Source organism: Actinoallomurus iriomotensis (assembly GCF_030269445.1).
Lineage (GTDB): Bacteria > Actinomycetota > Actinomycetes > Streptosporangiales > Streptosporangiaceae > Actinoallomurus > Actinoallomurus iriomotensis.
Window position 1 is genome coordinate 227,158 of the sequence record NZ_BSTJ01000003.1, and the last position, 12,491, is coordinate 239,648.

Annotated in this window: 15 protein-coding genes and 1 riboswitch; of the genes, 6 read left to right on the forward strand and 9 right to left on the reverse strand. The window is 71.0% G+C overall.

Features of this window, described 5'->3' with window-relative positions:
* Window positions 1-244 precede the first annotated feature (244 nt).
* Together QSK37_RS14100 and thrC are read right to left on the reverse strand one after the other, a co-directional pair.
* Window positions 245-523: a MoaD/ThiS family protein gene (locus QSK37_RS14100; RefSeq protein ID WP_285568448.1), complete on the reverse strand. Its 279-nt coding sequence runs from the start codon at window positions 521-523 to the stop codon at window positions 245-247.
* Window positions 520-1,764: a threonine synthase gene (gene thrC, locus QSK37_RS14105; protein WP_285620458.1), complete on the reverse strand. Its 1,245-nt coding sequence runs from the start codon at window positions 1,762-1,764 to the stop codon at window positions 520-522. Before thrC ends, QSK37_RS14100 begins: the two co-directional genes overlap by 4 nt.
* Window positions 1,765-1,779: 15 nt before the next feature.
* Window positions 1,780-1,948, reverse strand: a riboswitch (SAM riboswitch).
* Between the two features lie 179 nt (window positions 1,949-2,127).
* Here thrC and QSK37_RS14110 point away from each other — a divergent pair.
* A complete protein-coding gene (locus QSK37_RS14110) occupies window positions 2,128-3,549 on the forward strand; it encodes an alpha,alpha-trehalose-phosphate synthase (UDP-forming) (RefSeq protein ID WP_285620461.1) in 1,422 nt (473 codons plus the stop codon).
* A gap of 30 nt (window positions 3,550-3,579) precedes the next feature.
* Here QSK37_RS14110 and QSK37_RS14115 read toward each other — a convergent pair whose 3' ends face one another.
* Genes QSK37_RS14115 through QSK37_RS14125 form a run of 3 tightly spaced genes read right to left on the reverse strand, consistent with a single transcriptional unit; the run spans window position 3,580 to window position 5,040 of the window.
* A complete protein-coding gene (locus QSK37_RS14115; RefSeq protein WP_285620464.1) occupies window positions 3,580-3,987 on the reverse strand; it encodes a VOC family protein in 408 nt (135 codons plus the stop codon).
* Window positions 3,988-4,045: 58 nt separating this feature from the next.
* Window positions 4,046-4,489, reverse strand: coding sequence for a helix-turn-helix domain-containing protein (locus tag QSK37_RS14120; RefSeq protein ID WP_285620465.1), 444 nt, complete (start codon window positions 4,487-4,489; stop codon window positions 4,046-4,048).
* On the reverse strand, window positions 4,489-5,040 hold the full coding sequence (locus QSK37_RS14125; RefSeq protein ID WP_285568439.1) for an RNA polymerase sigma factor: 552 nt from the start codon (window positions 5,038-5,040) through the stop codon (window positions 4,489-4,491). The genes QSK37_RS14120 and QSK37_RS14125 overlap by 1 nt, the downstream gene beginning before the upstream one ends.
* 54 nt (window positions 5,041-5,094) lie before the next feature.
* Here QSK37_RS14125 and QSK37_RS14130 point away from each other — a divergent pair, with 54 nt between their 5' ends.
* Both QSK37_RS14130 and QSK37_RS14135 read left to right on the forward strand, forming a co-directional pair.
* Entirely contained in the window at window positions 5,095-6,813 is a 1,719-nt protein-coding gene (locus QSK37_RS14130; RefSeq protein WP_285621998.1) for a serine/threonine-protein kinase, read from the forward strand.
* An 82-nt stretch (window positions 6,814-6,895) separates the two neighbouring features.
* Window positions 6,896-7,432, forward strand: coding sequence for a PadR family transcriptional regulator (locus tag QSK37_RS14135; RefSeq protein ID WP_285620468.1), 537 nt, complete (start codon window positions 6,896-6,898; stop codon window positions 7,430-7,432).
* An 81-nt stretch (window positions 7,433-7,513) separates the two neighbouring features.
* On the opposite strand, the gene QSK37_RS14140 is transcribed toward QSK37_RS14135, so the two are convergent.
* The 3 genes from QSK37_RS14140 to QSK37_RS14150 all read right to left on the reverse strand — a co-directional run bounded on the left by QSK37_RS14140 (window position 7,514) and on the right by QSK37_RS14150 (window position 9,280).
* Entirely contained in the window at window positions 7,514-7,927 is a 414-nt protein-coding gene (locus tag QSK37_RS14140; RefSeq protein WP_285620471.1) for a hypothetical protein, read from the reverse strand.
* A 98-nt stretch (window positions 7,928-8,025) separates the two neighbouring features.
* Window positions 8,026-8,832 (reverse strand): trehalose-phosphatase, encoded by an 807-nt coding sequence (otsB, locus tag QSK37_RS14145; protein ID WP_285620472.1) that lies wholly within the window; start codon window positions 8,830-8,832, stop codon window positions 8,026-8,028.
* A 121-nt stretch (window positions 8,833-8,953) separates the two neighbouring features.
* Window positions 8,954-9,280 carry a DUF3263 domain-containing protein gene (locus QSK37_RS14150; protein WP_285568434.1) on the reverse strand — a complete coding sequence of 109 codons (327 nt, stop codon included), beginning with the start codon at window positions 9,278-9,280 and terminating at the stop codon, window positions 8,954-8,956.
* 99 nt (window positions 9,281-9,379) lie between these two features.
* Between QSK37_RS14150 and QSK37_RS14155 the strand changes: the two genes are divergently transcribed.
* From QSK37_RS14155 to QSK37_RS14165, 3 genes are all read left to right on the forward strand, one after another.
* On the forward strand, window positions 9,380-10,186 hold the full coding sequence (locus QSK37_RS14155; RefSeq protein ID WP_285620475.1) for an SAM hydrolase/SAM-dependent halogenase family protein: 807 nt from the start codon (window positions 9,380-9,382) through the stop codon (window positions 10,184-10,186).
* 85 nt (window positions 10,187-10,271) lie between these two features.
* Entirely contained in the window at window positions 10,272-11,372 is a 1,101-nt protein-coding gene (cax, locus tag QSK37_RS14160; RefSeq protein ID WP_285620478.1) for a calcium/proton exchanger, read from the forward strand.
* A 69-nt stretch (window positions 11,373-11,441) separates the two neighbouring features.
* A complete protein-coding gene (locus QSK37_RS14165) occupies window positions 11,442-11,996 on the forward strand; it encodes a MarR family winged helix-turn-helix transcriptional regulator (protein WP_285620480.1) in 555 nt (184 codons plus the stop codon).
* A 7-nt stretch (window positions 11,997-12,003) separates the two neighbouring features.
* Here the strand turns inward: QSK37_RS14165 and QSK37_RS14170 are convergent, their stop codons facing one another.
* Entirely contained in the window at window positions 12,004-12,249 is a 246-nt protein-coding gene (locus tag QSK37_RS14170) for an SHOCT domain-containing protein (RefSeq protein ID WP_285568428.1), read from the reverse strand.
* Window positions 12,250-12,491 lie beyond the last annotated feature (242 nt).

Below are 12,491 nucleotides of genomic sequence, written 5' to 3' on the forward strand. Positions count from 1 at the left end.
AACTCCCACCAGGGCAATTCCCGTGGTCATTCCCACGGCTACCGACTCGAGCCCGCCGGAGGCGCGGAACCCGACGGCCAGCACGGGTGCGCCGCGATGACCATCGCCGACCATACACACGGCTACGGTCCGTGGAACACCCTTTACCCAAGATGAACGGACGGCCGATCCTGGTCAATGTGAGTTTATAGAAATGGGAACTTCGGCACGGGCTAGTAAAAAATGCCCTGACGCGAGCGTCCGCCTAACCGCCGGCGACGGCAGGGATGATCGAGACCTGCGTGCCATCAGGGGTGGCGGTGTCGAGGCCGTCGGCGAATCGGACATCCTCTTCGCCGACGTAGACGTTGACAAAACGACGAATTTTGCCGTTTTCGTCAAGGATACGGGCGGCGATACCGGAGAAACTGGCCTCCAGATCCGCCACGACCTCACGCACCGTCGTCCCGGACGCGGTCACCTCGGACTCACCACCGGTGTAGTTCCGAAGGATCGTCGGGATACGCACGCTGATCGAGCTCATACCAGGCCTGCCTTTCGGAAAGCGTCGAAGGTGGGAGCGATGTTCGCGGAGGGCTTGGCGATCGGCGCCACCGCGTCGAGGGTCTTCAGGCCGTCACCGGAGTTGATGAACACGGTCTCGGCGCCCGGGTCGAGCGCGCCCGAGGCCAGCAGCTTGCGCAGGGAGCCCAGCGTGACGCCTCCGGCGGTCTCGCCGAAGATGCCCTCGGTGCGGGCGAGCAGCGCGATGCTGTCCACCACCTCGTCGTCGGAGACGTCCTCGATGGCCCCGCCGGTGCGCCGGACGGCGTCCAGGACGTACGGGCCGTCGGCCGGGTTGCCGATCGCGAGCGACTTGGCGATGGTGTCGGGCTTGACCGGCCGTACGACGTCGTGCCCGGCCTTGAAGGCCGCCGCCACCGGCGAGCAGCCGGTCGCCTGGGCGCCGAAGACCTTGTACGGCTTGTCCTCGACGAGGCCCAGCTTGATGAGCTCCTGGAACGCCTTGTCGATCTTGGTGAGCTGCGAGCCGGAGGCGATCGGGACGACGATCTGGTCGGGCAGCCGCCAGCCGAGCTGCTCGGCCACCTCGTACCCGATCGTCTTGGAGCCCTCGGCGTAGTAGGGCCGCACGTTGACGTTGACGAACGCCCAGTCTTCCTGCTCGCCGGCGATCTCGGAGGCGAGCCGGTTGACGTCGTCGTAGTTGCCGTCCACGGTGACGAACGTGCCGCCGTACACCGCGGTCGTGACGATCTTCTGCTGCTCCAGGTTGGACGGGACGAACACCGCGCTGCGGATGCCCGCGCGCGCCGCCGCGGCGGCCACCGCGTTGGCGAGGTTGCCGGTGGACGGGCAGGCCAGCACCTTGAAGCCCAGCTCGCGGGCGGCGGCGAGGGCGACCCCGACGACGCGGTCCTTGAACGAGTGGGTGGGGTTGCCGCTGTCGTCCTTCACCCACAGCGTGCGGACGCCGAGCGCCTCGGCGAGGTTGTCGGCGCGGACCAGGCGGGTGAAGCCCGGCTCGGTGTTCGGGGTGTCGGCGACGTTCGACGGCACCGGGAGCAGGTCGCGGTAGCGCCAGATGTTGCGCGGGCCCGCCTCGATGCGCTCCCGGCTCACGCGGGAGTAGTCGTAGGTGACTTCCAGGGGGCCGAAACACTGCTCACAGGCGTAGCGTGGGCCGAGATCGTAGGATTCACCGCATTCGCGGCACGCAAGTGCGGTCGCGGGGCCGAGGTTTCGGACGGCGGTCTGCGACATGGAGCGAGGCCTCTCTCCTCATCTTTCTCGTGCCACCTTGGTCACGAGCCGGAGTTGGCACCTGTCCCGGGCGGCCTCGCATCTGATCGGCGAGTTGCGGCGCGGCTGCGCCGCACTGGACCGCGTGTCCGGGAGGGTTGCCGGGGCTTCGACGGGCCGGTCCCTCCACCCCTCTGGATGAGCTGTATTGAGTTGTATCAGGAACTGTATACGTGACTGACCGGTTCTTTGGCCAGCCCGCGGTCTCAGCGCGCGAGACGCAGAGACACATCTCACGCCACGGCGAGCATCCGTATGGTCACGAAACGGACAGAGGCCGACCTTCGGCGATTGCGGACGACGGCCGCCGGTTACTCTCCCCCCATGGCTGACACGCAGGTGCTCGTCGCGTCCAACCGTGGTCCGGTCTCCTTCTCCCTCGCCGACGACGGCGCACTCTCGATGCGACGCGGCGGCGGCGGGCTCGTCTCCGCGCTGGCCGAGCTGGACGGCGACATCCTGTGGGTCTGCGCCACGCTGTCCGACGCCGACCGTACCGCGGCGCGACGCGCCACCGAGGGCCGGCTGGACGTCCCCGGCATCGGCGCCGTCCGCATGCTGGACATCCCGGCGGGCACCTTCCACCGTGCCTACAACGCGGTCGCCAACTCCACGCTGTGGTTCGTGCACCACATGCTGTACGACACCCCGAACAAACCGCTCTTCGACGCGCGGTCACGCCGCGACTGGCAGTCCTACGAGGCCTACAACGCGGCCTTCGCCGACGCCCTCGCCCAGGACGCCGCACCGGGCTCGAAGGTCGCCGTGCAGGACTACCACCTGACACTCGTGCCCACGCTCCTGCGCGAACGCCGGCCCGACGTCAAGATCACACACTTCTCGCACACGCCGTGGGCGCCGCCGGAGTACTACCGGCTGCTGCCGGACGACATCGGGAACCAGGTGCTCGAGGGCATTCTCGGCGCCGACCACGCCGGGTTCCAGACCCGGCGCTGGGCCGAGGCGTTCCTCGACTGCTGCGCGGAGATCCTCGGCGCCGACGTCGACCGTGCGGCCCGTACGGTCACCCACCAGGGTCACGTCACCCGCGTCGGCGTGCACGGCCTCGGCGTCGACGGCGACGCCCTGCGGGCCCGCGCCGCCGAGCCGGACGTGACCGCCCGCGCCGCCGCGCTGCGCGAGCAGGTCGGCGACCGGCGGCTGATCGTGCGCATCGACCGCACCGAGCTGTCCAAGAACATCGTGCGCGGCCTGGCCGCGTACCGCGAGCTGCTCGCCAAGCACCCCGAGTGGCACGGCCGGGTGGTGCACCTGGCGTTCGCCTACCCGTCGCGACACGACCTGCCGGAGTACCGGGAGTACACCGCCGCCGTGCAGCGGATCGCCGCCGAGATCTCCGACGAGTTCGGCGACGGCACGTGGGACCCGCTGATTCTGCAGGTCAACGACGACTACCCTCGCTCGCTCGCGGCGTACGGCCTGGCCGACGTGCTGCTGGTGAACCCGATCCGCGACGGCATGAACCTCGTCGCCAAGGAGGGCCCGACGCTGTCGAAGAACGGCTGCGCCCTCGTGCTGTCGGACCAGGCGGGCGCCGCCGACGAGATGTCCGACGACGCCATCATGGTGAACCCCTTCGACGTGTCGCAGACCGCGGAGGCGCTGCACCGGGCCCTGCTGATGCCGGCCGACGAACGCGCCGAACGCCGCAAGCGCCTCGCCACCGTCGCGACCGCCCTGCCGCCCCAGCGCTGGTTCGCCGACCAGCTCGCCGCTCTCGGCTGAGGCCCGGCGCCGGCCGTACGCCGCGCGCGGTCACCGCGTCCGCTGCGTCAGACTGAACCAGTTGCCCGAGTCGTCGCGCAGCACGGCCTCGATCCCGTACGGCCGTTCGGCCGGCTCCTGCAGGAACACCACCCCGCGTGCGGACAGCTCCTCGTACGCCTTGCGGCAGTCGGGCGTGTCCATCACTCCCGTGCTGAGCGCGCCCTTGGCGACCAGCTCACGGATCTGCTCGGCGGTGCCTTCGTCATGGCCCATGGAGCAGTCGGCCAGGATGACCTCGAAGTCCGGCTGGTCCGGCGGACCGACGGTGAGCCAGCGGAAGCCCTGACCCGCGCCGTCGAACTCCCCGCCCATCGTGATGTCGGCGCGCACCTCGAAGCCCAGCTTCTCGGTGTAGAACTCCCGGGCCCGCTCCTGGTCAAGGACAAAGATCGTCATGTGGGACATCTGGCTGATCATCGGCATTTCCCCTCGTCAGTGGCGGTTTCCGACGAGCCTACGAGTGGCCGGTGACCGGCGGCTTCTCCGCGATTGCTCCGCCCGGCAGCGGCCGGGACCAGGCCATGAGGAAACATCCGGGGATCGGCGGCCGCGCGCCGCGCTCCACGTGCCGCCGCCGGTACTCCGTGGGCGGGACGCCGACGAGCTCGGAGAACCGCGCGCTGAAGGAGCCCAGGCTGGAGAAGCCCACCAGGTGGCAGATCTCGGTGACCGTGAGGTTCGCGGCACGCAGGAGGTCCTGGGCGCGTTCGACGCGACGCCGGGTGAGGTAGGCGCGCGGCGTCTCCCCGTACGCCGCGCGGAAGGCGCGCGCGAAGTGGAAGCGGGAGAATCCGGCCGCGCGGGCCATGGCGTCGAGGTCGAGCGGCTCGGCGAACCGCCGGTCGATCAGGTCGCGGGCGCGCCGCAGATGGGCGACGGCCGGGACCGGGCCCGGCATCAGTTGTAACCGTCGCCGAGACTCTGGCGGACCTGCTTGCGTGCCTCGTGGATGCGCGACTTCACCGTGCCCAGCGGCAGGTTGAGCTGCGTGGCGATCTCGGTGTACTCCAGCTGCGACACGTCGCGCAGCACCAGCGCCTCGATGAGGTCCGGCTTGCGGCGCTCCAGGTCCTCCATCGCGTCGAGGATGTCCACGCGCGAGCCGGCGATGACGCTCGTCCGGTGCGGGTCCGGCCGCTGGTCGGGCAGCTCACCGGCCTGTTCCATCGAGCGGCGCTTGAGCGACCGGTAGGTCGAACGCGCGGAGTTGGCCACCACGACGTGCAGCCACGTCGTGAACCGCGACCGGCCCTCGAAGCGGTTGATGTTGCGGGCGACCTGCATCAACGCGTCCTGGCAGGCCTCCTCGGCGTCCTGCCGGCACGGGAGGAACCGCGAGCAGTGCCGCAGCACGTCCGGCTCGATCACCCGCAGCAGTGCCTCGAGAGCCGCCCGATCACCCCCGGCGGCCCGCTTCGCCAGTTCTTCGGTCCGCTCGTCGTACGCCATGACCCGTCCTCGCCCTCAGCATCGCCCCGCATTGGGCATGATACGGGGGTGTCCATGCCTTCGGCCGTCGGCCGTTACCGAATCGATCGTGTTCTGGGATCGGGAGCCTTCGCCTCCGTGTGGCTCGCCCACGACGAGGTTCTCGATGCCCAGGTCGCGGTGAAGGTGCTGGCCGGCGGACTCATCGACGACCTCGACGTACGCAGCCGCTTCCTGGAGGAGGCCAAGATACTGCGCCGTGCCGACTCTGAACGGCTCGTGCGCGTGCACGACATCGGCGAACTCGCCGACGGGCGCCCCTACTTCGTCATGTCCTACGCCGACCTCGGCACCCTCGCGGACCGGATGCGCGACCGCGACCTGCCGGTGGCCGAGGCGCTCCGGCTGGCCACGGAGGTCGCGCGGGGCGTCGAGGTCATCAACCGGCTCGGCGTCATCCACCGCGACCTGAAACCGTCGAACGTGCTGTTCCAGTCGACCACGGACGGCGGTGAGCGGCTGCTGATCGCCGACCTCGGCCTCGCCAAGGCGCTCGCGCACGCCTCGGGCGCGTTCACCCTTCCGGTCGGCACTCCGGGGTACATGTCGCCCGAGCAGGCGCGGTTCGGCGGCGGCCTCGACGTCCGCGCCGACGTGTACGGCCTGGGCGCGCTGACCTATCACCTCCTCACCGGCCGCGCGCCGGGCACGGCGCCGGTGGCGGCGCCGCCGAGCGCGCTCCGGCCGGGCGTGCCGCCGGCCGTCGACGAGATCGTGATGCGGGCACTGGAGGCCGACCGCGAGCGCCGCTGGCCCACCGCGGAGGCGTTCGCCGCCGCGCTCGCCGGGCCGCTCTCGCAGGTGTCCGGCCGGCACCGCGCGCCCGGCCCGGCGTATGGCGACCGCGCCCCGGCCGGCTTCGACGACGACTCGACGGTGCGCGACCCCACGGTCTCCGGCGGACCGGGGTTCGACCACACCGTGGCCGACCCGACGACCGCCGACCCGTCGTTCCGCCCCGGTGGCCATGGACCCCCGCCCGGCGACGGCACCGTCCGGGTGCCGCCGCCGTACGAGCGGACGGCGCAGAACCCACGGCCCTACGTGGAGAGTTCGGTGGACGCGACGCGGGTGGACCTGCCGGTTTACCGGCCGGAGCCGGACGCCGCGCCCGCCGGCGAGGTGCGTACCGGCGACACCACGCGCGGCCGGGTGCTGGTCGCCGCCGGCCTCGCGGCGGTCCTCGTGGGCTGCGGAGGCGGCGCGTACGGCATCGCCAGGCTCACCGGCGTCAAGGCCACCCAGTCCGCCGGCAAGGACCAGACGACGACCGATGACGGCCTGGTGCCGGTCACCGACACGACCGGGCGGCTGAGCCTCCGCGTGCCGCCGTCCTGGAAGCTGCAGCGGGACCACAGCCACTGGCCCGTACAGGTCAGCGACGGCGCGACCGCGCCCGCGCTGCGCGCGACACCGGACTACGCCCAGTTCGTACGGGACGACGCGCGGGTCCCCGGCGTGTTCGCCGGGCTGACCCACGACCTGAACGTCAGGCTCCCGCCCGCGGGCCTCGGCGACCACTCCGCCAAGTGCACGCGCGGCACCTCCCGGGCGTACCGCCACGGCTCGCTGAGCGGCCGTATCACCCCATGGACCTGCGGCGACTCCATCACGGTCAACGAGGTCGGGCTGCGCGACTCCGGCGGCCGGTTCGCGCTGTGGGTCCGGGTGAAGCTGACCGGGCCGCCGGACATCACCCGGACCATCCTCGACAGCATCCAGACGAAGGGCTGATCAAATGCCGGCGCTCCCCCGGCCGGCCGGCCTCTCCGGATCGCGTACGATATATCGGTAATAGCTCGGCCGGGAGAGAGACATGCGCAGACGATCGATGCACCGTGAGGAGCGCGCCGCGTTCGGCGGCTGGGGTCCCGGCTTCGGACCTCGGGGACGGGGCGGCCGCGGCGGGCGCCGGACGAAGCGCGGCAACGTCCGCGCGGCGATCCTGGCGCTGCTGGCCGAGCGGCCCATGCACGGCTACGAGATGATCCAAGAGCTGGAGAGCCGCACCGGCGGGCTGTGGCGGCCGAGCCCGGGTTCGGTCTACCCCACGCTTCAGCTGCTCGAGGACGAGGGGCTGATCAGCGGCGAGCAGTCCTCGGGCAAGCGGCTGTTCTCGCTCGCCGCGTCCGGGCGCACCGAGGCGGAGTCGCAGCGGACGCCGCCCTGGGCCGAGATCACCGAGGACGCCGGCGAGGCGGCCACGCACTTCCATGACGCGATGGGCCGGCTCATGATGGCGATCCGCCAGGTCATGCACGCGGGCAGCGAAGACCAGAAGGCACGCGCGCTGGAGGTCATCAACGACGCGCGGCGGCGCCTGTACGGCATCCTCGCCGACGACGAGGACTGAGCGACCGCCCGGCGCCCGTCTCCGGCGACGAAAGAGCGCCCGGCGGTCTCGCCGCCGGGCGCTCGATTCGGCTCTCCGTACTCACGCCACCGGCACGCCGAACGCACCGATCAGCGCGTCGAGCTCCTGCCGCCAGATGCGGTGGACGTTCAGGCGCAGCGGCTTCTGCGCGGCGGGCGTCTGGTAGTGGAACGAGCTCCACAGGGCGGCGCGGTTGTAGTTCGAGATCCGGACGCTCTGCAGCGGCGCGGTGAAGGCGATCTCCTTCGGCCGGTTCGAGATGCGGTTCATCTTCACGAAGATGATCTGCTGCGGCGTCACGGCGACGTAGTAATAGTCGATGAAGAACTGACCGAGCAGGCCGAGCTGGTTCATCAGCCACGGGCTCGGGCCCGTGATGGCGTAGACGCCACTGATGATCGGCTCGCCGGGCTGAAGTGCCTGGGCGGCCATCTCGTTCGCCTGCTGCTTGATGGTCTCCTTGCGAACGGCCATCCGTCTCACCTTTCACTTCGGGTGCGACAGAAGGCTCATTCCGCCGCGAAAAGGAGTTGATCGCCGGGGATGCTACCGGTTCTGCAGGAAGCCCACTGTCAGAACAATTCGTTCGTGAGGGAATCGAGCAACCGGACGACGCCGGGCGGGCCGTCGACCACGATGTCGGCGCGGTCGGCCAGCGCGGTCACCTCGTCGGACCCGCTGCACACCTTGATCCCCGGCACGCCCTCCTCGCGCAGCGCCTCGACCGCGTCGTAGGCGGCCAGGTCACCGAGATCGTCTCCGGCGTAGAGGACGGCGGCGCTGCCCAGCTCGGCGGCGAGCGCGCGCAGCGCGGCGCCCTTGTCCATGCCCGGCGGGCGAAGCTCGAGGACGAACCGTCCGGGCTCCACCACCAGACCGGTGCGCTCGGCGAGCGCGGCGACGATGCTCCGGAGGCGTTCGAGGGCGACCTCCGGCTCGGCCGCGCGGCGGGTGTGCACGGCCAGCGCGTGGCCCTTGTCCTCGATGGCGACGCCCTCCGGGGCCGTCTCGATGAGGCGGGGCAGCTTCCGCCGCGCCTCCTCGACGCCCGGCGGCGGCTCCGGCGACCGGAGGACGTCGTCCTCCCAGCGCTCGCGGCCGTACTGGCCGAGGACCACGATCCCCTCGACGCCGGACAGGCCGCCCTTCTCGACCGCGGTCGCGGCCGGACGCCCGGTGATGATCGCGACCTTGCCGACATGGCGCGCGAGCTCGGCGAGCGCCGCGATGGCTCCGTCCTGGGCCCGGGCGGAGTCGGGGTCGTCGACGATCGGCGCGAGCGTGCCGTCGAAGTCGAAGGCGGCCAGCGTCTTGCCGGGCCGCGCCTTGATCACGGACAGGGCTTCGGCACCTTCGGCCGTACGGGACTCAACGTTCATGGGTCGCCCAGCGTACCGACATCGCCGCTGGGCGGCCGGTGCCGCGCCGCGGTGTTCGCCCGGCGGTAGCGGAGCGGCGGCGTACGCACGGCCCGCCACGACGGACGGCGAGGAGTCTGCCTCAGGTGCGGATGCCGAGGCGGCGCGCCGCCCGCTGGCGCTGGCGCTGCGACCGCTGCCTCCGCAGCCGCTTCACGAGCATGGGGTCGTGTTCGAGCGCCTCGGGACGGTCGAGGAGCCCGCCGAGGAGCTGGTAGTAGCGGGTGGAGGACATGCCGAAGTGCTCGCGGATCGCCTGCTCCTTGGCGCCCGCGTGCTGCCACCACTGCCGCTCGAAGGCGAGGATCTTCAGGTCACGGTCGGTCAGACCGCCGTCACCGTCGCGTTCGGGGCCGTTGTCGTCAGGGTTTTTCTCAGGGCCGCTGCCCCGGGCGTCCGCCGGTTGCATCAGGTCCCCTCTGTACGGGTTCGGGGGGCTGTCATGCTACGCGTGCTCAGTGACATGTTCGCGCTGTTCTCACGGATGGACGCTGTCGTAGCCTGAACTGTGACGCCGGATCACTGCGTATCGCTACTGACCGACTACGGACTGGAAGACGGCTTCGTCGCCGCATGTCACGGGGTCATCGTCGGCATCTGCCCGCACGCTCGCATCATCGACATCACCCACCTCGTCCCGCCCGGAGACGTACGGCGCGGCGCCGCGATCATGGCGCAGACGGTCCCGTACCTGCCGGTCGGCGTGCACGTCGCCGTCGTCGACCCGGGCGTGGGCACCCGGCGGCGCGCGGTCGCGGTCGCGGCCGGTGACCGCGTCTTCGTCGGCCCGGACAACGGCGTGCTGTCCTGGGCGGCTGCCGGCGCTGACCTGCGCGCGTGGGAGCTGACCGAGAGCGAGCTGTGGCTGGAGCCGGTCTCGGCGACCTTCCACGGCCGCGACATCTTCGCCCCCGTGGCGGCCCACATCGCCGCGGGCCGCGACGTCGCGGCGGTCGGGCGGGAGATCGACCCGGCCGGTCTCGTACGGCTGCCGCCGCCTGCCCGCGCGGTGCGCGACGGCACGGCCGAGGGCGAGGTGGTCACGGTCGACCGGTTCGGCAACGTGCAGCTCTCCCTGACCCGTACGGACCTGGACGCGATCGGCGCGCGGCGCGGCGGTGCCCTCACGGTCACACTGGGCCGGCACTCCTTGCGCATGGCGTACGGAGAGACGTTCGGATCCGTGCCGCCGGGCGAGCTCGTGGCCTACACCGACGCGGCCGGCCGGGTGGCCCTCGCGGTCAACGCCGGCGACGCCGCCCAGCGCCTGGGTCTGCCCCCGGGAGCCCACGTACGCCTCACTGTGGCCGACTGATCCGTCCCGCCTTCGGCCGAGATACGACACTTTGAAGGTAACGAAACCTTCAAAGCGGCTGGTCCGGATAAGGCATGATCATGGCATGGTTTTCACGCGCTCTGACTGGCGCTTGATCATCGCCACGATCGTGGTGGCGGCCGGGGCCGGCGTCACCCACTACGCCGGGCTCGGCGGGGACATCGCGCCGTTCGTGATCGCGGCGATCGCTCTGGCACTGCTGGCCAGTCTGGTCGGCCGCAGCGTCGAGGCGCTGGGCGACCGGCTCGGTTCGGGCGCCACCGGCGTGGTGCAGAGCGCGCTCGGAAACCTGCCGGAGCTGTTCGTCGTGCTGTTCGCGTTGCGGGACAAGCTCTACGGCGTGGCGACCGCGACGATCGTCGGGTCGATCCTGGCGAACGTCCTGCTGGTGCTCGGCCTGGCGTTCCTGTTCGGCGGCATCAAGCACGGACGGCAGAAGTTCGGCAACGACGCCGCCCGCACGCTGTCGATGCTCCTGGCGCTCTCGGTGGCCGCCCTCCTCGTGCCCTCGCTCACGGCGGCGCTCGGCTCGCACGCGACGCGCGCCGCGCTGCACGAGCGGGACCTGTCGATCGTCGTGTCGGTCCTGTTGCTCTGCCTGTTCGTGGCGTCACTGCCGTCCTCGATCAAGCGGCAGAAGAGCGCCGAGCAGCCCGAGCCCTCCTCGGCGGCGGCCCCGTCCGGCGGCGAAGAGGCGAAGCACCGTTCCTGGCCGCTCGGCCTGGCGCTGGCGATGCTGGCGATCACCGGTGTGGGCGCGGCCTTCGTCTCCGACTGGTTCGTGGCCGCGCTACAGCCGGCGATCTCCTCGCTCGGCATCTCCGAGGCGTTCGCCGGCCTGGTGATCGTGGCGATCGCCGGCAACGCCGTCGAGAACGTCGTGGGCATCCAGCTCGCCCTGAAGAACCAGTCCGACTACGCCCTGTCGGTGATCCTGCAGAGTCCGCTGCAGATCGCCCTGGTCGTCGCCCCCGCCCTCGTGCTGCTCTCGCCGATCGTCGGCGCGTCGTTCACACTGGTGCTGTCGCCGCTGCTCATCGCCGTGCTGATCATGGCGGTAGTGATCACCGTGCTGGTGGTGCTCGACGGCGAGTCGAACTGGCTGGAGGGCGCGACGTTGATCGTCCTGTACGGGATCATCGCGACGGCCTTCTGGTGGGGATGAGATGAAAAGCACTAGAACGGCCGAAACCGGACGAGCGTCATATTCCTCCGACTCAACTACTGTGACCTTGTGAATCCGCACATCGACGCGAGTGTCGCGGAGATCGAGCGGGCGGCGTTCCAGCTCCGCCGGCTCTGGGCCAAGCCACAGTTTCTCCAGCGTCTGCGCGAGCGGTGCGGGCACGGCGGGCGGCCGATCCAGCTGTCCAGTCTCCTGGTCATCCACGCGATCGCGGGCCAGGGCGGCGCCGGGAACGGCGATGTCACCGTGGGCGCGGTCGCGGACTTCCTCGACATCGACCCGTCGACCGCCAGCCGGCTCGTCGGGCACGCGACCGACGCCGGGTTCGTCTCGCGCACCTCGTCCCCGGTCGACGCACGCCGCGCGCACCTGCGGCTCACCGAGGCCGGCGACCGGGTCAGGGCGCTGACCGATGAGTTCCGGCGGCGCTTCATCGCCCAGCTCGTCGCCGACTGGTCCGAGGAGGATCGGCGTATGTTCGCACACCTGCTCGGCCGCTTCGCCGAGGCCGCCGCGAACTTCCCCACGAACGCGGGCGGCCTGGAGGCCGTCGGGCTGGGGGCCGAGCCGGAGCTCGAGTCGGCTCGGCGACCCGACGAGTGACAGATTTCTAGGAGCGCAGCACGCCCAGGCGCTCGCGGTACTCCTCCTCGTCGATCTCGCCGCGCGCGTAACGGTCGGCGAGTACGCGCTCGGCGCCCCCTCGGCTCCACTTCGCGCGCTTGGACAGCAGGTAGAACCCGCCGCCGAGGACCAGGAGCCAGAACACGGCGAACCCGATCGGGAAGACCGGCCACCATCCGTGTGCGTGGCCGTCGTGCCAGGGACCGTACGCGGTCAGCGTCATGGTGTTCATGAGGGGATGGTGGCCCGGCGGCACGGCCTCGCGCGTCGTACGGCGGGCGGCTCCGCGCCTACGCCCGGCGGCGCAGTCGCCGCAGACGAATCCGGGCCGGCAGTCCGGATGGCCGCCAGGGAAGGGGTGCGCGGACGACGCCGCGCGCGGCCATCGGGATCACAGGCCCGGAACGCGTACAAGGTGCACCGTACACATCTCTCGGGATTTCGACCATATTCCCCCCGATCACCGTAGGTCAC